At 56.7% G+C, this 22035-nt stretch carries 26 protein-coding genes; 16 read left to right on the top strand and 10 right to left on the bottom strand.

The genetic code is table 11. The annotated features are described in order from the left end of the window. Nucleotides 1-44 precede the first annotated feature (44 nt). Genes ACO0LO_RS26485 through ACO0LO_RS26445 form a run of 9 tightly spaced genes read left to right on the top strand, consistent with a single transcriptional unit; the run spans nucleotide 45 to nucleotide 6695 of the window. Nucleotides 45-1256 (top strand): NnrS family protein, encoded by a 1212-nt coding sequence (locus ACO0LO_RS26485; RefSeq protein ID WP_422969097.1) that lies wholly within the window; start codon nucleotides 45-47, stop codon nucleotides 1254-1256. A gap of 13 nt (nucleotides 1257-1269) precedes the next feature. Beyond that, on the top strand, nucleotides 1270-1701 hold the full coding sequence (locus ACO0LO_RS26480; RefSeq protein WP_422969095.1) for a hypothetical protein: 432 nt from the start codon (nucleotides 1270-1272) through the stop codon (nucleotides 1699-1701). A 2-nt stretch (nucleotides 1702-1703) separates the two neighbouring features. Further along, a complete protein-coding gene (locus ACO0LO_RS26475) occupies nucleotides 1704-3368 on the top strand; it encodes a cbb3-type cytochrome c oxidase subunit I (RefSeq protein WP_422969093.1) in 1665 nt (554 codons plus the stop codon). A gap of 3 nt (nucleotides 3369-3371) precedes the next feature. Next, entirely contained in the window at nucleotides 3372-3977 is a 606-nt protein-coding gene (locus ACO0LO_RS26470) for a cbb3-type cytochrome c oxidase subunit II (RefSeq protein WP_422969091.1), read from the top strand. A 9-nt stretch (nucleotides 3978-3986) separates the two neighbouring features. Then, entirely contained in the window at nucleotides 3987-4310 is a 324-nt protein-coding gene (gene fdxA / locus ACO0LO_RS26465) for a ferredoxin FdxA (protein WP_422969089.1), read from the top strand. Nucleotides 4311-4335: 25 nt separating this feature from the next. Next, nucleotides 4336-4938, top strand: a complete 603-nt coding sequence (locus ACO0LO_RS26460) for a c-type cytochrome (RefSeq protein ID WP_422969087.1) — start codon at nucleotides 4336-4338, stop codon at nucleotides 4936-4938. Nucleotides 4939-4957: 19 nt separating this feature from the next. Beyond that, nucleotides 4958-5683 (top strand): SCO family protein, encoded by a 726-nt coding sequence (locus tag ACO0LO_RS26455; RefSeq protein ID WP_422969085.1) that lies wholly within the window; start codon nucleotides 4958-4960, stop codon nucleotides 5681-5683. Beyond that, the gene (locus ACO0LO_RS26450) at nucleotides 5680-6303 is read left to right on the top strand and encodes a hypothetical protein (protein ID WP_422969083.1); all 624 of its coding nucleotides are present in this window, start codon (nucleotides 5680-5682) and stop codon (nucleotides 6301-6303) included. Before ACO0LO_RS26455 ends, ACO0LO_RS26450 begins: the two co-directional genes overlap by 4 nt. 14 nt (nucleotides 6304-6317) lie before the next feature. Then, complete coding sequence (locus tag ACO0LO_RS26445) at nucleotides 6318-6695, top strand: group III truncated hemoglobin (RefSeq protein WP_422969081.1); 378 nt, start codon at nucleotides 6318-6320, stop codon at nucleotides 6693-6695. An 81-nt stretch (nucleotides 6696-6776) separates the two neighbouring features. Here the strand turns inward: ACO0LO_RS26445 and ACO0LO_RS26440 are convergent, their stop codons facing one another. Beyond that, nucleotides 6777-7781 (bottom strand): catalase family peroxidase, encoded by a 1005-nt coding sequence (locus ACO0LO_RS26440; RefSeq protein WP_422969079.1) that lies wholly within the window; start codon nucleotides 7779-7781, stop codon nucleotides 6777-6779. A 284-nt stretch (nucleotides 7782-8065) separates the two neighbouring features. Beyond that, a complete protein-coding gene (locus ACO0LO_RS26435; protein ID WP_422969077.1) occupies nucleotides 8066-8326 on the bottom strand; it encodes a CCGSCS motif protein in 261 nt (86 codons plus the stop codon). Nucleotides 8327-8594: 268 nt separating this feature from the next. On the opposite strand from ACO0LO_RS26435, the gene ACO0LO_RS26430 reads away from it, so the two are divergent. Then, the gene (locus tag ACO0LO_RS26430) at nucleotides 8595-8870 is read left to right on the top strand and encodes a DUF1971 domain-containing protein (protein WP_422969075.1); all 276 of its coding nucleotides are present in this window, start codon (nucleotides 8595-8597) and stop codon (nucleotides 8868-8870) included. A 69-nt stretch (nucleotides 8871-8939) separates the two neighbouring features. Here ACO0LO_RS26430 and tehA read toward each other — a convergent pair whose 3' ends face one another. Genes tehA through ACO0LO_RS26410 form a run of 4 tightly spaced genes read right to left on the bottom strand, consistent with a single transcriptional unit; the run spans nucleotide 8940 to nucleotide 11705 of the window. Continuing rightward, nucleotides 8940-9926, bottom strand: coding sequence for a dicarboxylate transporter/tellurite-resistance protein TehA (gene tehA, locus ACO0LO_RS26425; RefSeq protein ID WP_422969073.1), 987 nt, complete (start codon nucleotides 9924-9926; stop codon nucleotides 8940-8942). Beyond that, the gene (locus tag ACO0LO_RS26420; RefSeq protein ID WP_422969071.1) at nucleotides 9923-10126 is read right to left on the bottom strand and encodes a zf-HC2 domain-containing protein; all 204 of its coding nucleotides are present in this window, start codon (nucleotides 10124-10126) and stop codon (nucleotides 9923-9925) included. Before ACO0LO_RS26420 ends, tehA begins: the two co-directional genes overlap by 4 nt. A 2-nt stretch (nucleotides 10127-10128) precedes the next feature. Next, nucleotides 10129-10707, bottom strand: coding sequence for a sigma-70 family RNA polymerase sigma factor (locus ACO0LO_RS26415; protein WP_422969069.1), 579 nt, complete (start codon nucleotides 10705-10707; stop codon nucleotides 10129-10131). Between the two features lie 44 nt (nucleotides 10708-10751). Continuing rightward, a complete protein-coding gene (locus tag ACO0LO_RS26410; protein ID WP_422969067.1) occupies nucleotides 10752-11705 on the bottom strand; it encodes a catalase family peroxidase in 954 nt (317 codons plus the stop codon). 399 nt (nucleotides 11706-12104) lie between these two features. Between ACO0LO_RS26410 and ACO0LO_RS26405 the strand changes: the two genes are divergently transcribed. After that, the gene (locus ACO0LO_RS26405; protein ID WP_422969065.1) at nucleotides 12105-12947 is read left to right on the top strand and encodes a ferritin-like domain-containing protein; all 843 of its coding nucleotides are present in this window, start codon (nucleotides 12105-12107) and stop codon (nucleotides 12945-12947) included. 27 nt (nucleotides 12948-12974) lie between these two features. On the opposite strand, the gene ACO0LO_RS26400 is transcribed toward ACO0LO_RS26405, so the two are convergent. The 4 genes from ACO0LO_RS26400 to msrP form a co-directional block, all read right to left on the bottom strand. Continuing rightward, nucleotides 12975-13343 (bottom strand): copper resistance CopC family protein, encoded by a 369-nt coding sequence (locus ACO0LO_RS26400; protein ID WP_422969063.1) that lies wholly within the window; start codon nucleotides 13341-13343, stop codon nucleotides 12975-12977. A 98-nt stretch (nucleotides 13344-13441) separates the two neighbouring features. Continuing rightward, nucleotides 13442-14827, bottom strand: coding sequence for a YncE family protein (locus tag ACO0LO_RS26395; protein ID WP_422969061.1), 1386 nt, complete (start codon nucleotides 14825-14827; stop codon nucleotides 13442-13444). Between the two features lie 51 nt (nucleotides 14828-14878). Beyond that, nucleotides 14879-15280, bottom strand: coding sequence for a DUF305 domain-containing protein (locus ACO0LO_RS26390; RefSeq protein WP_422969206.1), 402 nt, complete (start codon nucleotides 15278-15280; stop codon nucleotides 14879-14881). 254 nt (nucleotides 15281-15534) lie between these two features. Next, the gene (msrP, locus tag ACO0LO_RS26385; protein WP_422969059.1) at nucleotides 15535-16509 is read right to left on the bottom strand and encodes a protein-methionine-sulfoxide reductase catalytic subunit MsrP; all 975 of its coding nucleotides are present in this window, start codon (nucleotides 16507-16509) and stop codon (nucleotides 15535-15537) included. A gap of 184 nt (nucleotides 16510-16693) precedes the next feature. On the opposite strand from msrP, the gene ACO0LO_RS26380 reads away from it, so the two are divergent. The 5 genes from ACO0LO_RS26380 to ACO0LO_RS26360 all read left to right on the top strand — a co-directional run bounded on the left by ACO0LO_RS26380 (nucleotide 16694) and on the right by ACO0LO_RS26360 (nucleotide 21991). Beyond that, nucleotides 16694-17365, top strand: coding sequence for a heavy metal response regulator transcription factor (locus tag ACO0LO_RS26380; protein ID WP_422969057.1), 672 nt, complete (start codon nucleotides 16694-16696; stop codon nucleotides 17363-17365). After that, entirely contained in the window at nucleotides 17362-18768 is a 1407-nt protein-coding gene (locus ACO0LO_RS26375; RefSeq protein ID WP_422969055.1) for a heavy metal sensor histidine kinase, read from the top strand. The genes ACO0LO_RS26380 and ACO0LO_RS26375 overlap by 4 nt, the downstream gene beginning before the upstream one ends. A gap of 327 nt (nucleotides 18769-19095) precedes the next feature. After that, the gene (gene zigA / locus ACO0LO_RS26370) at nucleotides 19096-20355 is read left to right on the top strand and encodes a zinc metallochaperone GTPase ZigA (protein WP_422969053.1); all 1260 of its coding nucleotides are present in this window, start codon (nucleotides 19096-19098) and stop codon (nucleotides 20353-20355) included. Next, nucleotides 20339-20740, top strand: coding sequence for a phosphoribosyl-AMP cyclohydrolase (locus ACO0LO_RS26365; protein ID WP_422969051.1), 402 nt, complete (start codon nucleotides 20339-20341; stop codon nucleotides 20738-20740). The genes zigA and ACO0LO_RS26365 overlap by 17 nt, the downstream gene beginning before the upstream one ends. A gap of 36 nt (nucleotides 20741-20776) precedes the next feature. Then, nucleotides 20777-21991: a phospholipase D-like domain-containing protein gene (locus ACO0LO_RS26360; protein ID WP_422969049.1), complete on the top strand. Its 1215-nt coding sequence runs from the start codon at nucleotides 20777-20779 to the stop codon at nucleotides 21989-21991. Nucleotides 21992-22035: the final 44 nt, after the last annotated feature.

Below are 22035 nucleotides of genomic sequence, written 5' to 3'. Positions count from 1 at the left end.
TAATGTAGTATTTATTATATAGGTTATTTAAATTCCGAACCGCGATGAACAATTCAATGCTGATGCAGATACAGGAGCCGGGGACAAGCAAGTCAGGCCTGGCCAATATGCCTTTGTTAGGCCTGGGGTTCCGCCCTTTCTATCTGCTGGCGGCAGCCTTTGCCATGATCTCTATCCCGCTATGGCTGCTCAGCTATACGGGCCACCTTCCCGACGCCTCCAGGCTAGACCTGAACTGGCACATGCATGAAATGGTATTCGGCTTTGCGCTGGCGGTGATTATCGGTTTCCTGCTGACCGCCGCGCGCAACTGGACCGGGTTGTGGACGCTGCGCGGCCGGCCGCTGGCACTGCTGGCAGCTTTGTGGATTGCGGGCAGGCTGGCAATGGCCTGGCTACCTGCACCGCTGGCAGCCGTAGTGGACCTGGCGTTTATCCCTTGTGCCGCCTGGCCTCTATACGTAGTCATTAAAAAATCCGGCAACACCCGCAACCTGCCACTGCTCGGTTTGCTGACCCTGTTGTTCCTTGCCAACACCGTCTTTCACGCAACCAGGCTGGCGTACCTGGACATCTCCCCTATCTTATGTATACACGCCGCCATCCTGCTGGTGACGCTGCTGGAGATAGAAATGGCAGGGCGTGTCATTCCGGGATTTACCGCCAATGCGCTGCCCGGCAGCAGTCCCGTTATCAATCCTCGCCTCAACAAGGCCGCATTGATACTGGCCGCCGCGGCAAGCGTGGCATGGATGCTACATATACCTGCCTATGCCGCCGCCCCATTGGCATTGTGCGCCGCGGTAGCACAGGCTTGGCGCCTGTCAGGATGGAAACCGTGGAAGACCGGCCGCCAGCCCTTGCTGTGGATACTGCACCTGTCTTACGGCTGGATCGCCATCGGCTTCTTGCTGCTGGGCATGGCTGAACTCGGCGGTGCTACGCTCGGCGTATCAAGCACCGCATTTCACGTGCTGGCAGTGGGCGCGATGTCCGGACTAATCCTGGGCATGACGACCCGTACGGCGCTAGGCCATACAGGCCGCTTGTTGAAAGTCAACTTTAGGGAGATCACGATGTATTTATTGCTTCAGGCCGGCACAATGGCCCGGATTTGTGCGAACATCCCAGCTACCGGCCACAGGACTCTTGCGCTGCTATTGGCAGCAGCCTGCTGGTCAGCGGCCTTCCTGCTTTATCTCGTTGTGTATGTTCCGTATTTATTGAATCCCCGGCTTGACGGCCGGGAGGGTTGATAGGGAGTCGCATATGTTTCTGAGTACAGCCAGCTATCTCCTCGGCACCCTGTGGGCTGGGATGGTGATAGGCATTTCCTTTGTCGCCCAGCCCGCCAAATTCAAAACGCCGCAGCTTACGCGCGTCGCTGCGCTCGCCACCGGTAGGCAGATTTTCCGCAGCATGCATGCTGCAGAGGCCGTCCTGGCAAGCGCCTGCATCCTGCTATCCATCTTCAGCGCCGGCCACAATGCCGACAAGCCGCTCTACCTCGCAACAGGCATACTGCTGATGCAGGTCTTTGCGCTGATGCCGCCGCTGTCTCGCCGCGTTGATCTGCTGCTGGCCGGCAAGGAATTGCACGGCAGCTCCCATCACCTCATCTTTGCAGTGCTAGAAGTCATCAAACTGGCTTTGCTGATTGTGTTTGCCCTCCCTTTGTTCACCCTCACCTATCACGGCTAATCATGGATACCGTCACCATACTTTTATCCTCGTTCATTCTGTCGATTACCGGACTGTTCGTTTTCATCTGGTCATTGCGGAAGCGCTTGTTCGACAGCAACGTGGATGCCGCCAAGATCATTTTCTCGGAAGGTGAAATAGGCCGCGTCGAAGAACCCTCCGCCAGTCCTGCCCAACTGGCAGGTCTGCAGAAGTCGGCCGGCACCGAAGGCCAAGTGCCTTTGGACACCACCCAGAAAGCCCATCTGCAGAAGGAATTGCAGGAGCGCCTGGTGGCCGATCGCTCCACGGCCTTTGTTGCCTTTGTCTTCCTGTCTTGTGCCATCGTATGGCTGGTGGTGGCTTCGCTGGCAGGGCTGACCAGCTCCATCAAATTGCACGAGCCGGACTGGCTGACCTCGCAATCCTGGCTGACTTTCGGCCGCCTGCGCACCATTCACCTGAATGCCGTGGCTTACGGCTGGGCGCCGATGGCAGCGCTGGGCACCGCAATATGGATGCTGCCGCGGTTGCTGAAAACGGAATTGCTCGGCGGCAGGTTTGCGGTACTGGGCGCGATGATCTGGAACGCAGGCCTGATCGCCGGCCTTGGCTGCATCGCTGTTGGTTTGAATGACGGCATGGAGTGGCTGGAAATCCCCTGGCAGGTAGACATCCTGATCGTCATCGGCGGTTCGCTGGTCGGCCTGCCGCTGGTCTTCACGCTGCAAAACAGGCGCGTCGATCACCTGTACGTGTCCATCTGGTACATGGGTGCCGCCCTGTTCTGGTTCCCTATCCTGTTCCTGATAGGGAATATTCCCGGCCTGCACATAGGCGTGGAGCAGGCGACGATGAACTGGTGGTTCGGCCATAACGTGCTGGGGCTGTTCTATACACCGATGGCGCTGGCATCCGTGTATTACTTCCTGCCCAAGATCATAGGACGTCCGGTGCAGTCGTATAACCTGTCGCTGCTCGGTTTCTGGACACTGGCGTTCTTTTACGGCCAGGTCGGCGGCCACCATCTGATAGGCGGCCCTGTGCCGGGCTGGCTGGTCACGCTGTCCATCGTACAAAGCGTGATGATGCTGGTGCCTGTGATTTCCTTCTCGGTCAACCAGCATCTGACCATGCGCACCAAATTTGCCACGCTGATTTATTCGCCTACGCTGCGCTTCATCGTGCTGGGCGGCATGATGTATACATTGAGCTCGGTGCAAGGTTCGCTGGAAGCCTTGCGCGCGGTGAATACCGTGACTCACTTTACCCACTTTACCGTCGCCCATGCCCACTTGGGCCTATATGGCTTCTTTACCATGGTGATGTTCGGCGCGATCTATTTCGTCATGCCGCGCGTAATGTCCTGGGAATGGCCTTACCCCAAACTGATCGCCGCGCATTTCTGGCTGGTGGTGCTGGGCTTCTCGATCTACTTCATCGGCTTGACCATAGGCGGATGGCTGCAAGGGATGGCAATGCTGGATGCATCCAAACCTTTCATGGATTCGGTCAACGTGACCATTCCCTACCTGAAGAGCCGTTCCGTCGGCGGCGCCATTATGACGCTGGGCCACCTGGTATTCGCCTTCCACTTCGTTGCCATGGCCCTGCGTTACGGACCACGCCGCGTTGGCGCCGCATTGCTACATACAAAACCCACGGCCGGCGTGCTGGCTGGAGCATAACAAATGGAAAATGAAATCAAATTACTGACCGGTGCAATGGTGACATTAGCACTGGCAACCTCGACGCTGGTGGTAGTCCCCTACCTGCAGCTGAACCACCTGAAGCCGGCGGCGGGCCTGAAGCCCTATACGTCTGCGCAACTGCGCGGCCGTGAGCAGTACATCAAGAATGGCTGTATCTACTGCCACTCGCAGCAGCCGCGCGACAAGGCGCAGGCGCCGGATGACAAGCGAGGCTGGGGCCGCGCGTCCGTCGCCGCAGACTATTACTACGACAATCCGCACCTGCTGGGTACGATGCGCACCGGCCCCGACCTGTTCAACATCGGCGCGCGCCAGCCCAGTGCCGACTGGCACCTGGGCCACCTGTACCAGCCGCGCGCTTATACGCCGGGCAGCATCATGCCGTCCTACCCTTACCTGTTCGACATCAAGAAAGAGGCTGAGCCGGGCGACCGCGTGGTGAACCTGCCGCCGGGTTACGCGCCTCCCGGAAAGATCGTCGTCGCCAGACCGGAAGTGCTGGATCTGGTGCAATATCTGCAGGGCCTGGACCACACCTACCCGGCGATTGAGGCGCCTGTAACAGCAGATAAGACAGGAAAATAAGGCAATGCAATGACCCATGTAGTAACTGAAAGCTGTATCCGCTGCAAATATACCGATTGCGTGGATGTCTGCCCGGTGGATGCGTTTTGCGAAGGCCCGAATATGCTGGCGATTGCGCCGGACATCTGCATCGATTGCGCCCTGTGCGTTGCCGAATGTCCGGTGCTGGCGATATTCGAAGAAAGCGACGTGCCTGCCGGCCAGCAAGCCTTTACCCCGCTGAACGCAGAACTGGCGGAAAAATGGCCGGTAATCTCCCGGACCAGGTTGCCGCCACCGGATGCAGATGAATGGGCAAAGGTCGAGCACAAGCTGCATTTCCTGCAACGCTAGAAAAATATCAACCTGGAGTAAAGAAATGACACAGGATTCATTCAAGGACGGCGCGCAGCGCAGGGAAAATCCGGATCCCCATGAGAAAAACCGACCGGTGCCACGCCTCATCATCGCGATCGTCTCGCTGCTGCTGATCTGGTCCGTCAGCTATATCTTGCTCAGCCATCCCAGCGACGATGCTTCGCTCGGAGATTCCCGCACCATGGCGACGCTGACAGGCAAACCAGGCGCCAAGCCCGGCGGCGCAGTGGACGGGGCGCAAATTTATGCGGCGCAGTGCATCGCCTGTCACCAGGCAACCGGCGCCGGCCTGCCCGGTGTGTTTCCGCCGCTGGCAGGGTCTGAATGGGTGCTGGCCAAAGATACGGTAACGCCCAGCATCGTACTGCACGGCATCACCGGCAAACTGACCGTCAAGGGGACTGCCTATAACGGCGCCATGCCTTCTTTCAAGGACAAGCTGAACGACGCCGAGATTGCCGCCGTACTGAGTTATGTGCGCGCCAACTTCGGTAACAGTGCGGACAAGATCAGCGCTGATACGGTCAAGACTGTGCGGGATGGCAGCAAGGACCGCACTCAACCCTGGAACGGCGACGATGAGCTGGCCAAACTCAAAGAGTAAAACCGGCGCGCAAGCTGGCATGGATACAGCTGCCGGCTCAAGTTCAGGCTCAGCCCGCAACGCAGCGCCGACCATGCTCGCCCTGGCGCTGTTATTTGTGCTGGGAGTGGCCGCCATTTACCATGGCACCGATAAATTCCGTGTTGTCAGCACGGAGGAAGCACGCCGGCTGGATATTGCCGAACATCCGCGCAAAGTGCCCGACGCCGCGCTCAGCGATGCCGGCGGCCGCAAGCTGGACCTTTACCGGACCTTGGGCCAGGATGGCCGGGTTTCCATCGTCACCTTTATCTATACCCGCTGCAACGTGGTATGCTCGGTATTGGGTAATGAATTTCAGCAAATGCAGCAGACCCTGCAGCAACGCGGCCTGCAGCACCAGCTGCGCCTGCTCAGCATCAGCTTTGATGCAACGGACGGGCCCGCCCAGCTCAGCAGCTATGCAATACGCATGAAAGCCGATCCGCAAGACTGGCAGATGCTCAGTGTCGATACGGCGGCACAGCGCAGCTCGCTGCTCAACAGCTTCGGTATTGTTGTCGTACCGGCGCCGCTGGGAGAGTTCCAGCATAACGCCGCCTTTCACGTCGTCACGCCCGATGGCCGCCTATCGCGTATCTTCGATTACGACCAGCCCGAGGCGGCACTGGCATACGCACTCTCCTTGTCCTCCCGGCATCCGCAGATCGCGCAGAAGAACGGCGAAGACAGTCAGGCCGAAGCCAGGACTGGAGCTGCGCTATGAAAGCCTTGCCAACTGCCTTCGGCAGGCTGAACACTGCGGCAGCGCTGGCCGTATCCGGCTGCGTACTGCTGATCCTGACGCTGGCAACCAGGCAGACATTGGAGCGTTCCATGCTGCTGCACATGATGGTTCAGCTGCCCCTGCTGTTTGCAGGCGGCGTGCTGCTGGCGCAGGCTGCAACCCGGTCGGGTATTTTTCTGCTCAAGCCTTTGCGTATCTTCGATCAGAACGGCGTCACGGGCCTGTTTGCGCTGCTGTTTATCAGCGCCTACTGGATGATCCCCAAGGCGCTGGAAGAATGCCTGACATCGCCTGCGGCAGAATTCCTCAAGTTTGCCTCCCTCATCGTGCTTGGCGCAGTGCTGCCGGGCTCGCTCAGGCGCGCGAACTGGATCATCCAGGTGTTTTTTCTCGGGAATTTTTGTTCAATGACCGCCATCGTCGGCATGCTGTACCAGGACATGCCGCAACGCCTGTGCAATGCCTATCTGCTGGACGACCAGTCCACGACCGGCATGGGCCTGGTCGCCGCATCGCTGCTGGTCGCCGCCGGCTGGTGTATCGCCAGGATACCGGCGCTGGCGCCCGACGCCACACAGACCTCATCCGCTCAACCTTAAGTAAAAATTTCACTATGTCACATCAGGAACTTAACCGCGCATCGGTCACGATGCTGGTACACCAATTTTATGATGCAGTACGCGAAGACGACAGCCTGCATCCCATCTTCAACCAGGCCATCGGCGGCAACTGGGCGCCGCACCTGGAGCGCATGGTGGATTTCTGGTCCACAGTCATGCTAGGGACCAGGGAGTTCCAGGGTAACGTATATGGAAAGCACATGTTGATCAACGGCGTGGAGCCGGATCATTTCAGCCGCTGGCTACAGCTCTTTAAAGAAACCGCCTACCGCCTGTTCGACAAAGAAATTGCAGATGAATTCAGCCTGGTGGCGCACAGGATTGCCTCCAGCCTGCAATTCGGTTTTTTTGGCAAGGTGGTAGTCAGCTGAAATCCTTGAACGGCATACCGGAAATCGGTACGCCGCTGTGCTGCTGAGTTCGGGCCACGCTGGGCCGCGCCATGTGATGAATTACTGCCTGCGTCCGAACGACACGGCATAGGCGCTGGATCTGGCATTGGCCATCTGGTCTTCTACCGCAATACCCTTGGGAAGGGTGTTCGGCATGAACACCAGGCCTTTTTGTGCGGCCTCGCTGTCCGCGACAGTCCGGGTGATTGATAAGGTGCCCAATTCCACGGTCCGGCGAGTGTCCGGCCATGCAACCGAAGGATCATCCACATGATCGTCTTTTTCTGCTATCTGCAGCGATATCTTGAATTTGACCGGGGCGTTCTGCACGCGCTGGACAATGTCGCTCGCTAGGTAGCCGGGCGCTGCCTTCATCGCCTGCTCATCCGTCAGGTAAGCGGCAGCATCTACCGGCGTAATCCTGTAGCGGCCGTACACGGATTTACCCTTGGCGTTGGTGAACTTGAAGGCATTGACACCATAGTACGGCAAGGACGCATAACTGACCGGGGCCGGCTTGGGCGTTGTCAGGAATGCTTTCGCGATAGGATGCTCCGCCAGATAGGCGTCCAGTTTTGTCGGCTTTTCCGCGCTTGGCCCGCTGGCGGCCAGCGCTTGCAAAAGCTCCCTGAACTGGTCCGTATTCGCACTGGGGAAGCCGTTAAAAGAATGCGTCACCAGGTCCGTGGAACTGCCGTCGGCAAGTTTGAAGCGGATGGCGAGGCCGCGCGGCGCGGCCAGAGGATGGTTGTCCGGAATGTCCGGGATGCCGGCGAAATTCGAGAAGCGGACAATGACGGGAACGGAATTCTTCTGCAAATGCGGTGCCACGCTAACGCTTACCGCACTGGCAGCGGGTGTGAACGAACCTTCCAGGACAATTCCCTTGGCATGGATCGCCCGCGCATGATGGTCGCCGAAAACGCTGTTCAAGGTATCGACCATATCGGTACCGCTTGACTTGATTTCCGGCTGTGCTGTTATAACCTGCGCCGTTGCAGATAAACACAGCAGGGACAGTAATAAGGGAGAAGAGTATTTAGCAATGCCATTGGTAGTTTTCATGTTTGGGTTCCTTTTATGTAGTTTTCCTAATCAGTCCGACAGGCCCGCCATGCCGTTTAATCCGGCCGGGTTTTGATTCAGGTAGTCGAATAATGAATCTGGGAGTTTGTGTTTCCAAGCTTCATATCGTTAAGTCGCCCGCTGCATAAAATTGTTACTGCATATTTTTTATTTTTATTTGCCTGCCGCCTGCAGGATATAAAAAGCGGCAAGATCAGCCAAGATCTTGCCGCTTTCAATGAGCCGGCCATGAGCCACCAGTGAGCCGCTTAGCCGGCTTGTCTTCAGCCTCCGCAGGAGCCGCAGCACACGCCGCCCTGTCCGTGTTTCGGCTTTGCTTTTTCGTTCGGATAACCGGCGTTGCTCAAGGCCTGCTGCAGCTGCACCACGGAGACAGCCTTTTCGTCAAACAAGACGCTGCACTCCTGCTTGCTTTCAATGACAAGCACGTCCCTGACTCCATCCAAGTGCTTCAATACCGCTTCTACTTGCGACGTATAGTTTGTTTTTCCTGCTGCGTTCAATTTCAGTGTTTCAGTTTGCATGATGGTTCTCTCAAGTTATGTAATAGGTGTGCCAGTGTTGCCGGCCTGAGCAAGCGCGGCGAAAGCTGCTGCTGGATCAGTGCAATTTTCGCTTCGGCAGAAGATTCGATTTAAATATTCATTTTAAATACATCTTAAACTGAATTGTGGCATAATCCGCATATCAGATGCAACTTATTCCGGTAATGAATTTTCCCTTGTCATTTTCCGGCCATCGAACAGGAGGGAAACGGCGGTGCGCCGCCTTTGAAGACATGGAGAGAACATCATGAAAACATTACCCGATACGGTAAATCACTATAAGAGCACCCCTGAGTTCAATGAGCACAGTGTGCCTGCGGCATTGCAACGCCAGCACACCACCGCGGAAGCGGTGTGGGGTCGTATCCGTATTCTGGAAGGAAAGCTGCTATACCGCATCCTGGAACCTGCAGTAGAAGTGATCACCCTCACCCCGGAGCTATATGGCGTGGTGGAACCGCAAGTGCCGCATGAAGTTCAACTCATCGGGCCGGTGCGCTTTTGCGTGGATTTTCTGCGCTAAGCCGTTGCTCTATTGCGACCAAGCCCTGGGGCAAGCGCCCGTTTCCGGCAGCATTATTCAGACCCAGCTCTATTCCGTCCTGCGCCAGCGCCAGGCCGCGTATACGGTGCGTATGAAAAAGCCGCCGATGACGAGGTTGGCGCCCGCGAATATGGGGATTGCAAGAATTTTTGCAGAACCGACCCCGGCCAGCGCCAGCTTCAAGGCACATATCGTGGTGGATGCAATACCGAAAGTATAAGACCAATAGGAATGGGAAAACGGCTGGGCGCCCAGCCAGGGTTTCAACCGCAAGCCCAGCAAGAGCTGGAACAGGCCGTAGCCCCACAGCATCAGCAGCCAATGATCCGCCGATCCCGGTGCCAGCAGCAGCCAGGCCATTGCGCAGACAGCAGGCGGAGCAAACTGTATGCCCAGCAAGGCACGCTGCTGTACGGGCAATCCCTCTCCATGCCACAGGCGCTGAAAAATAAGCGGCTCCAGTGCCAGCCAGGAAAACACGCCCGCGCCCAGGAACAGCCAGCCAAAGTCAGGCTGGCCCAGCGCTCCCAGCGCTGCCGCGCTGGTGAAATTGCCTGCGACGGTAGGCAAATATAATGTAGGTACTGAATCCAGTGGGTTGCGGCTGCCCTGCCACATCGTACCTGTATGCCATAAAGAAAACGCCAGATGCCAGGCAATGCCGGCCGCCGCCAGTATCCACGCCAGCAGCAGCGAATAAGGCAGCACCGCTACTACCATCAGCAAGGTGGAGATGCCTAATAAAGCAACGGTGCCGCCCAGCACCGGATGGCGGAATTCCTGTATGGACCTTGCGGGATCGCGGCATGACTGCAGGATGTAGGCAGCAAGCAATCCGGCCCAGATCAACGCTGCCGTCAGCAGGATGCATTCGCCGACCACTGGCGGCATTCCCCACAAATGTGCGGCCACCCGCCATGCCTGCCCCAGGCCGCACAGGCCGAGGATGATGCTGAAAAAAGAGGCCGCGACATGAAGTTTCGGTTTTTCCTGTACCTGCGTCTGGCTCTGCAGCGGCATGTCGTGCACCGTCACGACGGAGTCTTGTCAACGTGCAGCAGTTGTCCCAGCTGCGCGAACAGCGAATCGAACTGCTTGTAGGCGATCGAGCAATACGGGCAATGCTGGACATGGAACTGCAAGCTGGCTGCCGCCTGTTCGTCCAAAGGGCCGTCCCTGCTGTCGGATACCAGCATCGTGGCGTCCTCGCAGCTGATGTCTGTATGTTCATCCATGGTTAATACTCTCCCCATCCGCGCACTACACAATCCCGAAGACGCATGCGCGCGCGATATAGCAATACCCGCAAGCCGCCCGGCGTCACGGCCGAAACCTCGACAATGTCGGCCAGCTCCATGCCGAGGTATTCCCGCATCAGGAACAGGCGCGCGCTCGCCTCCGGCAAATTATTCATACATAGCTCCACGATATCCATCAGCTGCGTCTGCTCCACAGCCGCAGCCGGGCAGGCATTGGAAACAAAGGTTTCCGGATCCCAGCTGCCGTCTTCGGTAAAAAATCCGTCGAATACCTGCTCCTCCTCCGCCGGATAAAGTTCGGCGTGGCGCTGCATGTCCAGGCGGCGGCTCTGAATCTGGTCGATGATCTTGTAACGCAAAATACCTGTCAGCCAGCTTCGCAGCGACGATTTGGCGGCAAACGACTGCCAGCCGCTGATCGCGGCGATCAACGCCTCCTGCACCACATCCTCCGCTTCCGCCTGCGAGTAAAGCTGCAGCCTGGCGATTCTCAATAAAAACGGGCGATGCTCCGCCACGGCATTGACAAGCGCTTCTTGCGATCTCATCTCGGGCATGCTATCTCTATTCTTATCCGCCACGATGCGTATCCCCAAGCCTGTTATTGCGTTCTTCTTTTTAGCGAAACGGCATACGCCGCTGCCCTTGCCTTCAATATAGGATCATCGGATGCTTCTATACCCTGCGGCAGCTGCAGCGGCAGAAATACCTTGGCCTCACAGGCGTCCTGAGGCACTACTCCGCTCACCTGCAATTTTCCAAGCGCCACCCGCTCGCGTCCTTGCCATACCTGGCTGGGATCGCTCAGGGAATCGCCATCGGCAGGCAGTTGCGCATAAAGTGCGAATTCAGCCGGCACCTCTGCGATTCTAGCCCTTAGTTCCTCTTCGAGAAACAGATCGGGCATGTTTTTTTCCTGCTCGTCGGTCAGGTAGTGCACGCCGGCGGCAGGCTCCACCAATATCCTGGCCCAGCGCAGGCTTCCAGCCTCGTCGCGGAATCCAAATGCATTATTGGAAAAATAGGCCGTGCTTGCATAGGACGCCGGAGCTGCATGCGACGCCAGCAGCCCGGGCTGTATAGTGCCTTCCGGAAAGCGCTGATTGTGTGCGGCGATCTTTTCTGGATCGGGCTTTTTAGTCACAGGGTCCGCCACGCGGGCCTGCAGAAAGCTGACGAAGGACTCCGGCGTTGCCGCAAAAAAGGCAGGCTCTGAAATCAGCACGAGATCATAGGTTTCGCCCCCTTCTGCCAGCCTGATGGACAGGCCCCGCACAGTGCGGCTCTTGTCCGACACGCCCGGGTTGCCGCCGCCAATCGAAAAACGCAGTGCTGCAGCAATCGTGCCCCGCGAAAACAGCTTGCTGCCGAGGAAGCGCCCGACATCCTTGTCCGGCGTAAACTCCCCTTGCGCACAAACACCCTTGGCGTGCGATGCCCTGGCGCCGGCATGTTTACCAAATACGCCATTCAGTGCGTCGATCAGTTGAACTGGGCCTGCAGCGGTGACAGTTGGGCGGGCTATTTCCGCAGTAGTGCCATCTGTAGTGGACATGGTGAACTCCTGATAATGATGATATTTAAAATCCCGTTGAATCGGTTCTTACTGTTAAGTCCCGAATTCCCCAAATTTGTTACATCCTTTTTTTCCTTTTTTTTACGCAATTTGAGGTGACTTTAAATTAGCACAGCGAAACGGTATCAGAGCGGCAACAAAGCTTAGATCACGTCGGCGCGCCCATCAATTCCGCTAACGCGCTATGATGACAATTCGCCACGCATAAGGCATACGCCAAGTGTGCCTTAACGAACATACAATTTTGACAATTTCATTGAGACTATGGAGTAAGCACGCAACCTTGAGCGGACGGGACAGCAATGGCGCCCGCTAGCCGAAATGGCTGGCCCCAAGCCGATGCTCCTGGAAGCCAACGCCAAATGAGGATTAGAACTTATGAGCACTGCCGTCCGTTCCGTCGTAGATAGACCAGCACTGAGGTGGAATGTTGAAGATATCGACTTTGCCTCCATCAACCCTGAAACCATCCGTCACGACAAACTGATGTTCTACATGCTTGCCTCCGCCTCGCTGGTGGAAATCATGGCAGAGCTGTACACCGACAATCTCATCGAAAAATTTCGGGACAACCCGGAAGTAGTAAGCTGGCTGCGGCAATACTGGCAGCATGAAGAGGTGCAGCATGGTTATGCACTGAAAGCCTACGTCGAGCGTGTATGGCCGGAATTTGACTGGCAACTGGCAAATACCAGTTTCCGCGAGGAATACAGCGCACTATGCACGGAAGAGCAGCTGGAAGACAGCCCGGCGCTGGAGCTCATCGCACGCTGTGTGGTCGAGACCGGCACCACCACGATGTACCACGCAGTGCATGATTATGTGCGCGAGCCTGTGCTGCGCCAGCTGTTCACCAACATCAAGATGGACGAATCCAATCACTATGCCCATTTCCGGAAATTCTACGAAAGCTACGGTAACGCCCGGCCACACGGTGCATGGTCAGTCATCCGGACCATCTGGCGGCGCATGACTGAAATCCAGGGCGAGGATAGTTATATCGCATTCAAGCATGTGTTCATGGTGCGCAATCCCGGCACACCTTTCCGTGAGGAAGACTGGCGGGAATTCAGCCGCACAGTAAAGGAAAAGGCTCGCCACCACTATCCTTATGCCGTTGCAGTGAAGATGCTGATGAAGCTGGTCCCGATGTCGTTCCGCTTGCGGCAGATCGTTGAATGGCCGCTGCTCGGCATGGCCCGCCTGGCTTCGCGCAAATAATCTGCGGTGCCCGGCAGTGCAAATATCTTACTTGACCGTAAATTTATAGCTGCCCTTGTTCGTATGGCCGTCGCTGCTGCCGGCACTCCATTTCACAATGTAGACGGCAGCTGGCAATGGCGGCAGGCTGACTGACATGCTGCTAGGATCTTGCGCATCGATCACCGTTTTCCCGGCGTCCACCGGTTCTTCATGTTCGCCGGTAATGACAATATTACTGGCCGGCTCCAGCGGCTTGTCGTAAGCAATTCTGATGACGCCAGGCGTACTGACCACCGTGTCGGCCGCCGGAGAAAAACTCACAGGATGCGCATGCGCCAACGCTGCAGCAGAAACACAAGCATACAGACCGGCCCCGGCCAGCACGTTCAGCATCAATATTCCCGTTTTTTTCATTTGCATTCCACTAAATATTTTAGGTATTGAAAGCCGGATGCGGCGTTGATGTCCGCACCCGGCTTCGCCCATACTGGATTACAGCAGTCTACAATACATTACAGTGCATCAATCAGCACTGCCTTCGCCGGGTCTGCCGGCGCACTGCCTTCCATGACGATCAGGCGGCTGGCGGCGGCATCGGAGCCGGCAGCAGCAAATTCCCGGACCGGCCCTATCATCGTCCCGTTTGATGCGCCCTTGGCGTCCGTCTTGAAGCTGGCGACGGCATTCTTCTGGTCGCTCAGGTACACGCTGTATGTTGTTTCGGGCTTCAGCTTGAACAGCGATACTTCAAAGGCATCGATCACGCCCAGGTTGCGTGAAACGACAAAACCGCGGCCTTCGCCGACCAGCGGTTTCAGGCGGATATTGGTCGGGTCGTTATTCACGCGCGGCACCAGGTTGGCGGCTCCGTCGCCGCTTTCCACCACGTGCGACAGGTAAACCAGCGCCTGCGGCGCCTGCCCGCCCGGCATGTGGGCAATGATTTTGTTGGCGGCAGGATCAATGACATCCACGCCATCGCCGTTTTCCAGGCCGACGTAAATCCGGCTGTTGTCATCGGAAGTCCATATCCCGTGCGGCAACGCGCCGGTGGGGATCGTTGCCACCAGTTTTGCCTCTTTGTCGGTCGTATAGACCTTGACGACGTTCTCGCCACCGATGGTCACATAGGCCAATACCTTGCCATTCACCTTGGCAAACGCCAGATGGTTGGTGATGAAGCCGGTATCGATCACGCCCGTCACTTCCAGCGTCTTGGTGCTAATGCGTGTAACCTTGCCCACGTCCTTATGCGTCATCCACATTTCGCTGTAGTCCGGCGTAAATTGCAGGAAAGGAGAAAAAGGGCTGACCACGTTGATTTTCTTGACGATCTCGTGGCTCTTGACATCAATGATATCGACCGTAGGCGTAAAGCTGGATACCGCAAACGCCAGTTTGCCATCAGGGAGGAACTGCACCATGCCGGGGCCCAGGTCAGTCTGGATGCGGCGTGTTTCCTTGTAGGTGTTCGGATCAATCACCGAGATATAGTCTTCGCCCCGCACGACAACCCACACTTCCTTGCCGTCGGCACTGAAGAAGCCTTCGTGCGGCGAGCGGCCTACATAGGTAGTGCCCTTGACCTTGTTGGTGGCCGTATCGATGAAGACCACCGAATTGGAACCATTGGACACTACCAGCAGGGTTTTATGGTCGGGCGAAAAGCCCATGCCGTGCACGTTGATCTGGCCTTTGTATAACGGTGACAATACGTCCGGCCGCTGGCTCCCCAGCTTGATCTGGCCTACCAGCGTATTCGTGGCCGGGTTGAATACCGATACCGTATTCGTGTTCTGGTCTGCGGTATAGACCCGGTCCTGTGCCGGAGGCAGCGCCCAGGCAGCGTTGACGAATAGTGCGATGGCAGAAATGGCGCAGATGGCAGTTTTTTTCATGATGTCTCTCTGTGGATTCTAGTAGTCGAAAAAGGGTGATTTAAAAGCGGTTTATTTCTTGGCCGTGCCTTCAGGATGATGCGCAAGCCAGGCCTGCATCACACGAATCTCATTCTGCTGCTCGGCGATGATACCCAGCGCCAGGTTCCTGATTTCGGGGTCGGTCGTATAAAGCAGCACGGCCTTGGCCATATCCACTGCGCCCTGGTGGTGCGGCATCATCATCGTGATGAAATCGTGTTCGCTTTGCCCGTTCATCGGCGCGCGCTTCATGCCGTCATCCATGACCAGCATCGCATCATCCATCAGCGCAGCAAACGATTTGGCGGTACTGGCAACAAAAACCGGAGGCGCCGTCTGCGTGGCCCCGTCCGCGGCAGCCGCAGAATCGCCGCCATGATGGTGATGCATTTCCTGCGCACCGACATGGCCGCTCAACAATACCAAGCACATGCTCAATCCAGCCAAGCCTGACAGGTATAAGCCGCGGCCTCTTTGATGTGTAGTTCCCATGATCTCTCTTTTAGTTGAATAGTAAGTTACGTGACAAAAACAAATAAAAACACAACTGCCGGATTTGCTGGCGTTTTGTATGGTCCGCACTTTAGGTAGCCAATATGATAAAAAATAACAATCTTGCCATTGTCCCTACCCTGATGCAGACTCGCTTTCCTTCGCCTGGAATATCTGGCAGCTGTTGCGGCGCCTTAGAAGAACCGCTTCAAGTCCATGCCCGCATATAGCGGCGCCACATCGTTATAGCCGTTGAACATCAGGGTCTTGCGCTTCCTGGCCAGAAAACCGTCTTCGCCAATACGCCGCTCGCTGGCTTGCGACCAGCGCGGATGATCCACATCCGGGTTTACATTGCCGTAGAACCCGTATTCCGACGGCGCCGTCACATTCCATGTGGTGCGCGGCGCCTCTTTCAGGAAGCGGATTTTGACTATGGATTTGGCCGACTTGAAACCGTACTTCCACGGCAGCACGATGCGCACCGGTGCGCCGTTCTGGTTAGGCAGCGTTTCCCCATACATGCCCAGCGTCAGCAGCGCCAGCGGATGATTCGCTTCGTCCATCCGCAAACCCTCTACATAAGGCCACTCCAGCACCGGCACCGATAACCCAGGCATCTGCTTCTTGTCCGCCAGCGTGACGAATTCCACATATTTCGCATTGCCCGTAGGCTCCACCTTGCGTATTAATGCCGACAGCGAATAACCTACCCACGGTATCACCATCGACCAGCCCTCCACACAGCGCAGCCGATATACGCGCTCTTCCAGCGGCGCCAGCTTCAGCAGCGTTTCCAGGTCCAGCGTCATCGGCTTTTTGACTTCTCCCTCAACCGACACGGTCCAGGGATTGATTTTCAGTATCCCGGCATTGCGGGCAGGCTCCGACTTATCGGTGCCAAATTCATAAAAGTTGTTATACGTCGTCGCATCCTTGTACGAGGTCTGCTTGTCCACGACAACATAGCTGTCGTTGCGCCGCGCCGCCAGCTTGCGCGTTCCTGCTACCTGCGCCCATGCGCCTGCAGAGGCAAGCACGCCGCTACCGGCAATGGCGCCTACCGCCAGCTCCTTCAGGAAATGGCGGCGAGACTCAAATATCTCCCTTGGCGTGATTTCCGACGGCAACGGCACATCGATTTGATCCGGCTGGATTCTGATCAGCATGAATATCCCCTTCATTTGCAGGTGAAACAACGGAAGCGGCGTACGGCACAAAGCTTCCAACGAGGCCATGGTAAGCCTCCGATGGTGAAAATACCGTGTCATTCGGATGACAAAATTGTCATTAAGCGCCAGGGGGCGAAATGCTAGAATCAAATTATCAAGTCCATTTTGTTGAAGGTGCCGCATGGCTATCCTAGTAATTGAAGACGACCAGAAAACCGGCGACTACCTCAAAAAAGGCTTGCGCGAATCCGGCTATGCAGTAGACCTTGCGAGAAATGGCGTGGACGGCCTGCACATGGCGCTGGAAAATCCTTATGACCTGGTGATCCTCGACGTGATGATGCCCGGAAAGGACGGCTGGAGCGTGATGAGCTCCTTGCGCAGCAAGCGCGATTTGCCTGTCATTTTCCTGACTGCACGCGACCATGTGGACGACCGCATACACGGCCTGCAGCTGGGCGCTGACGATTACCTCGTAAAGCCGTTTTCTTTCACCGAACTGGTACTGCGTGTGCGCACGCTACTGCGCCGCGGCGTGACGCGGGATTCCGACATGTTCCAGGCGGCAGATCTGCAGCTGGACCCGGTGCGCCACAAGGTGACACGCCAGGGTGTCAATATCGTGTTGACGAACAAAGAATTCATGCTGCTGCACCTGCTGATCAAACGCCAGGGCGAGGCATTGTCGCGCTCGGTCATCGCATCCCAGGTCTGGGATATGAATTTCGACAGCGACACCAATGTCGTGGACGTCGCGGTCAAACGGCTGCGCGCCAAGATCGACGCGCCGTTCGAACAAAAACTGATCCATACCGTGCGCAGCATCGGCTACATGTTTTCGGAAGAACAATGAAATTCTGGAAATCATGGCCGTTGGCGCACAGGACTGCCCTGCTCTTCGCGCTGGTTGCCTGCGTGGTGATGACCAGCCTCGGCATGTACCTGTACTCGGCTGCCAGGCAGGCGCTGGAAATGCGGGCTGACTATACGCTGATAGGCAGGGTCGAGCACTTTCGCAACCTGTTCCACGATCTGTACGACGTCAAGCAGATGGAAGAGCGTCCCGCACTGTTTGAAAGCATGCTTGGCAACGAGCAGGACGTGCGCATTTTCCGCCATATCGGCGAAGCGCCGTTCATCCACGTCAATCCCGGCAACATGACACCGCCGCCGATGGAGCCGGTGGAAATAGGCATGCCGCTGACACCCAATGCATTGCATGAAGGGGTGCGCCCCGATGGCGTGCGCGTGCGCTGGGTCTCGGCACTGGCAGAAGTCGGCGAACGCAATGACAAGGTGGAGATCATCGCCGCTTATGTGATGACCCAGGAATCCAAAGTCTTGTCCAACTACCTGCTGCGCGTCATCGTCGCCGTGGCCCTGACCGTAGTGCTGACCACCGTGCTGGGTTTTGCGATCCTGAAACGCGGCCTGATGCCATTGCAGACAATGGGCAACCAGGCTGGTGAAATCACACCTGCCAACCTGTCCGCCCGGCTGCTGAGAGAGGATGCGCCTCCGGAACTGCGCCAGCTGGCAGATGCTTTCAATGCGATGCTGGACCGGCTGGAAGCCGGCTTCCAGCACTTGTCGCAATTTTCAGCCGATCTGGCACATGAAATCAGGACTCCCGTCAATATCCTGATGGGGCAGACCCAGGTCACGCTGGGCCAGGAAAGGCGCACGGAAGAATATGAACAAGTACTGGAATCGAACCTGGAAGAACTGACCCGCCTGTCACGCATCATCGAGAACATCCTGTTCCTGGCCAACACCGACCATGCGAGCTTGGCAGTGGAGCGCGTAGATATTCCACTGGCGGACGAACTGGGCAAAGTCTCCGATTATTTTGAAGGAATCGCGGAAGAGCGGGAACTGCATTTTGAGCGGGAAGCCAGCGGAACCAGCTATGCCAACCTGGTCATGTGGCGACGCGCCGTCAACAACCTGGTCATCAATGCCGTGCGTTACGGCAAACCTGGCACGGCCATCAAGCTGTACGCCGGCACAGAAGCGCAAGGCTCCATTGTCGTCGTCGAAAATCAATGCGACTTTATTTCGCAAGAACATCTGGACAGCATGTTCAACCGCTTCTATCGCGGAGACAAGTCCCGCAATGAGTTCACCGAATCCAATGGGCTGGGCTTGTCCATTGTGAGGGCGATCATGGGCCTGCATGGAGGCAGCGCAAGCGTCTCCTACTCCGTGCAGCAGGGCACGATCAGCTTCCGCCTGCATTTCCCGGCCTCTGCCTGATTTTTCCGTACCAGAACGTGCAACAAAAATAATTGCAACCTTGTTGCATAAAATTTTACAGCCCCCTATAATCCATCAATGCAACTTTGTTGCAATCGTTTCAGCTTGGCGACGAAAGGACTGAACAGGAGCAACCTGATGAAAACTGTCGGGTAGCACGCGCCAAAATGCAACTCTATCGCATTTAACGGCGTGGCGATAAATCCTGTTTTACTGTTCCACCCAGAAATGCAACATGGTTGCAAATATACGAAACACCATACATCCGATAACCCGGAACCGCCCAGCGGTCCAAAGAATTCAACCGTTTAAGGCAATGAGGAATAAATGAACAAATCGCTACTGCCAGTGACCGTGCTGTCCGGATTTCTCGGTGCGGGAAAAACCACCCTGCTCAATCACATCCTAAACAACCGCGAGGGTCGGCGCGTGGCCGTCATCGTCAATGACATGTCGGAAGTCAATATCGATGCCGATCTCGTGCGTGACGGCGGCGCGCAATTGTCGCGCGCGGAGGAAAAGCTGGTGGAAATGAGTAACGGCTGCATTTGCTGCACCCTGCGCGAAGACCTGCTGATCGAGATCAACCGGCTTGCCCATGAAGGCCGGTTCGACTACCTGCTCATTGAATCGACCGGCATTTCGGAACCGATGCCGGTGGCCGAGACGTTCACTTTCCGCGACGAAGAAGGCCGCAGCCTGTCCGATGTCGCGCGGCTGGACACCATGGTCACCGTGGTGGACGCCTACAATTTTCTCAAGGACTATGGTTCAAGCGATTATCTCAGCGACAGGGGTGAATCGATGGGCGAAGAAGACGAACGCACCGTCGTTGACCTGTTAGTGGAGCAGATAGAATTCTGCGATGTGATCGTCCTTAACAAGGCCGACCTGGTTACTGCAAACGACTTCGCGCGCCTGATCGGCATCCTGAAAACACTGAACCCGCGCGCCGACATCCTTTCCGCCCGCTTTTCCAAAGTGGATCTGAACCGCGTGCTCAATACCGGCCGCTTTGATTTCGAGCAAGCTGCGGCAGCGCCGGGCTGGCTGCAGGAACTGCGCGGCGAGCACATTCCCGAGACGGAGAAATACGGCATCGCCAGCTTTATTTATCAGGCCCGCAAACCTTTCCATCCCCAGCGCTTCTGGAACCTGATCCAAACGGAATGGGCAGGCGTCATCCGTTCCAAAGGGTATTTCTGGCTGGCCTCACGCATGGCGTTTGCCGGTGAATGGTCGCAGGCCGGAGGCATATGCCGGCATCATGCAGCAGGCCTCTGGTGGTCGGCCGTGGATCGCAGCGACTGGCCGGACGATTTGCAGGCACTGCAGCGCATTGCGGAAAAGTCCGTGGCGCCCTTCGGCGACCGGCGCCAGGAACTGGTGTTCATCGGCATGGAAATGGACAAGGAACATATGAGCGAGAAGCTGGATGCCTGCCTGCTGACTGATAGCGAGATGGCGCTGGGCGAACAACAGTGGGAACGCTTCAACGATCCCTTCCCTGTCTGGCGCACAGCACAGGAAATGCAGGAGCTTGAAGAGGAAGAAGACGGAGATATCCATCATGCCCATACTGCCTGAGCACCCGGTGCTATTCGATACACGCCAGGCCCTGCACCTTGTCAGGCAGTTTGAGGACCACGGCCTGCTGCCCTGCATCACCCGGCATGGCAGCCCGGGTCGCGCGCCGGAAATGCTGACGATGGGATGGATGGACAAGGAGTCATTCAGGCTCAGCATGGAAACAGGTTATGCGCATTACTATTCCCAGTCGCGCGAACGCTGCTGGCACAGGAATCAACGGCTGGGCCACACGCAGCGCCACGCCAAGCCCGTGCGGCGCATCATGCTGGATGACGGCGGCCACGGCGCCCTGATCGTCGTGGAACTGGCGACAGAATACTACGCTGCTTTTCAGTCGCGACCGCTCGGCAGCTGCCAAGCCCTGTCAGGCTGCAGAATATAATTTTTCAATAAGCCTTCACTTACCAAGGAAAAGACCGTGCGCAAACTATTCGCATCGCTGGGCCTGCTGCTCTTCTTCAGCAGCAGTGCCCATGCCGATTTTACAATTCCCGGTTTTGAACTGGTGCACACCGTGCCGGTGGAAACCTCATTAGCCACGCCCGATCTGCGCGATCCGGCTACCGTGTGGAGCGAAATGTTCGATGCTGCCAGACACGATATCGTGCTGGGCCAGTTCTACGTCGCCGGCAAGCATGGTGAAGTGTTTGATAAAGTCATTGCCCATTTGCGTGCGGCTGGAGAGCGTGGTGTCAAAATCCGTTTCCTGATGGAAGAAAAAGGCAAGTCTGCTTCTGATATGGCAACAATCGAGGAGTTGAAAAAAATCCCCAGGCTCGAATTTCGTTTTCTGGATTATTCGAAAGTCACCGGCAATGGCATCATCCACGCCAAGTACTTTGTCGTTGATGGCAATATTGCCTACGTAGGCAGCCAGAACTTCGACTGGCGCTCCTTTGCGCATATCCACGAAACCGGCCTGCGTATCAGCGATGCCGCCATCGCAGCCCAACTGCAGCAAATCTTTGATTTCGACTGGCAGGCACAGGCACTGATCGCCGAAGGCAAGCCGGTACCGGTGCAAAACCACGCGGTCGTCCCGGCCATAGCGGGACAGGCCGCGTATCTGGTTGCCAGTCCCAACGCCTTTAACCCGCAGGGCATAGGCGATTCAGAATCTGAACTGGTCAGACTGCTCGCAGCAGCAAAGTCGGAGGTGCGCGTGCAGTTGTTGGACTATGCGCCGCTCAGCTACGGTCCCAACCATACCCGGCCCTACTATGCGGTAATAGACAATGCGATCCGCGCCGCGCTCGCGCGCGGTGTCAAGGTCAAGCTGATGGTGTCCAACTGGAATACCGACAAGCCGGCCATCCAGTACCTGCAAAGCCTGGCAGTGCTGCCGGGCATGGAAATCAAGGTAGTGACCTTGCCGCTGGCATCATCGGGTTTCATTCCATTCGCTCGCGTCATCCATACCAAGAGCATGTCTATCGACGGCCAGGTCGCATGGATAGGCACCAGCAACTGGAGCGGTGGCTACCTGGACAATTCGCGTAATCTTGAAGTGGTGTTGCGCAATGAAAAAATGGCGCGTCGGGTGGCCGAGCTGCATGAGCAAACCTGGAGTTCCAGCTATGCCCAGCCGCTGGACGTGCTGAAAACCTATCCCAAACCCACCAAGGGCGGCTGAGCAAGACCAGGAAGCCTGTGCGCCGGCACGCATGTCCAGTACAT

Source organism: Undibacterium sp. TJN25, assembly GCF_049339885.1.
In the GTDB taxonomy this organism is placed as follows: Bacteria; Pseudomonadota; Gammaproteobacteria; order Burkholderiales; family Burkholderiaceae_D; genus Undibacterium.
Note: the sequence above shows the minus strand (reverse complement) of the source record. Positions and strands in the feature narration are given on the sequence as shown.

Coding starts and splice junctions, on each gene's coding strand:
- ACO0LO_RS26485 (WP_422969097.1), top strand. CDS start 45: ATGAACAATTCAATGCTGATGCAGATACAGGAGCCGGGGACAAGCAAG.
- ACO0LO_RS26480 (WP_422969095.1), top strand. CDS start 1,270: ATGTTTCTGAGTACAGCCAGCTATCTCCTCGGCACCCTGTGGGCTGGG.
- ACO0LO_RS26475 (WP_422969093.1), top strand. CDS start 1,704: ATGGATACCGTCACCATACTTTTATCCTCGTTCATTCTGTCGATTACC.
- ACO0LO_RS26470 (WP_422969091.1), top strand. CDS start 3,372: ATGGAAAATGAAATCAAATTACTGACCGGTGCAATGGTGACATTAGCA.
- fdxA (WP_422969089.1), top strand. CDS start 3,987: ATGACCCATGTAGTAACTGAAAGCTGTATCCGCTGCAAATATACCGAT.
- ACO0LO_RS26460 (WP_422969087.1), top strand. CDS start 4,336: ATGACACAGGATTCATTCAAGGACGGCGCGCAGCGCAGGGAAAATCCG.
- ACO0LO_RS26455 (WP_422969085.1), top strand. CDS start 4,958: ATGGATACAGCTGCCGGCTCAAGTTCAGGCTCAGCCCGCAACGCAGCG.
- ACO0LO_RS26450 (WP_422969083.1), top strand. CDS start 5,680: ATGAAAGCCTTGCCAACTGCCTTCGGCAGGCTGAACACTGCGGCAGCG.
- ACO0LO_RS26445 (WP_422969081.1), top strand. CDS start 6,318: ATGTCACATCAGGAACTTAACCGCGCATCGGTCACGATGCTGGTACAC.
- ACO0LO_RS26440 (WP_422969079.1), bottom strand. CDS start 7,781: ATGAAAACTACCAATGGCATTGCTAAATACTCTTCTCCCTTATTACTG.
- ACO0LO_RS26435 (WP_422969077.1), bottom strand. CDS start 8,326: ATGCAAACTGAAACACTGAAATTGAACGCAGCAGGAAAAACAAACTAT.
- ACO0LO_RS26430 (WP_422969075.1), top strand. CDS start 8,595: ATGAAAACATTACCCGATACGGTAAATCACTATAAGAGCACCCCTGAG.
- ACO0LO_RS26420 (WP_422969071.1), bottom strand. CDS start 10,126: ATGGATGAACATACAGACATCAGCTGCGAGGACGCCACGATGCTGGTA.
- ACO0LO_RS26415 (WP_422969069.1), bottom strand. CDS start 10,707: ATGCCCGAGATGAGATCGCAAGAAGCGCTTGTCAATGCCGTGGCGGAG.
- ACO0LO_RS26410 (WP_422969067.1), bottom strand. CDS start 11,705: ATGTCCACTACAGATGGCACTACTGCGGAAATAGCCCGCCCAACTGTC.
- ACO0LO_RS26405 (WP_422969065.1), top strand. CDS start 12,105: ATGAGCACTGCCGTCCGTTCCGTCGTAGATAGACCAGCACTGAGGTGG.
- ACO0LO_RS26400 (WP_422969063.1), bottom strand. CDS start 13,343: ATGAAAAAAACGGGAATATTGATGCTGAACGTGCTGGCCGGGGCCGGT.
- ACO0LO_RS26395 (WP_422969061.1), bottom strand. CDS start 14,827: ATGAAAAAAACTGCCATCTGCGCCATTTCTGCCATCGCACTATTCGTC.
- ACO0LO_RS26390 (WP_422969206.1), bottom strand. CDS start 15,280: ATGTGCTTGGTATTGTTGAGCGGCCATGTCGGTGCGCAGGAAATGCAT.
- msrP (WP_422969059.1), bottom strand. CDS start 16,509: ATGCTGATCAGAATCCAGCCGGATCAAATCGATGTGCCGTTGCCGTCG.
- ACO0LO_RS26380 (WP_422969057.1), top strand. CDS start 16,694: ATGGCTATCCTAGTAATTGAAGACGACCAGAAAACCGGCGACTACCTC.
- ACO0LO_RS26375 (WP_422969055.1), top strand. CDS start 17,362: ATGAAATTCTGGAAATCATGGCCGTTGGCGCACAGGACTGCCCTGCTC.
- zigA (WP_422969053.1), top strand. CDS start 19,096: ATGAACAAATCGCTACTGCCAGTGACCGTGCTGTCCGGATTTCTCGGT.
- ACO0LO_RS26365 (WP_422969051.1), top strand. CDS start 20,339: ATGCCCATACTGCCTGAGCACCCGGTGCTATTCGATACACGCCAGGCC.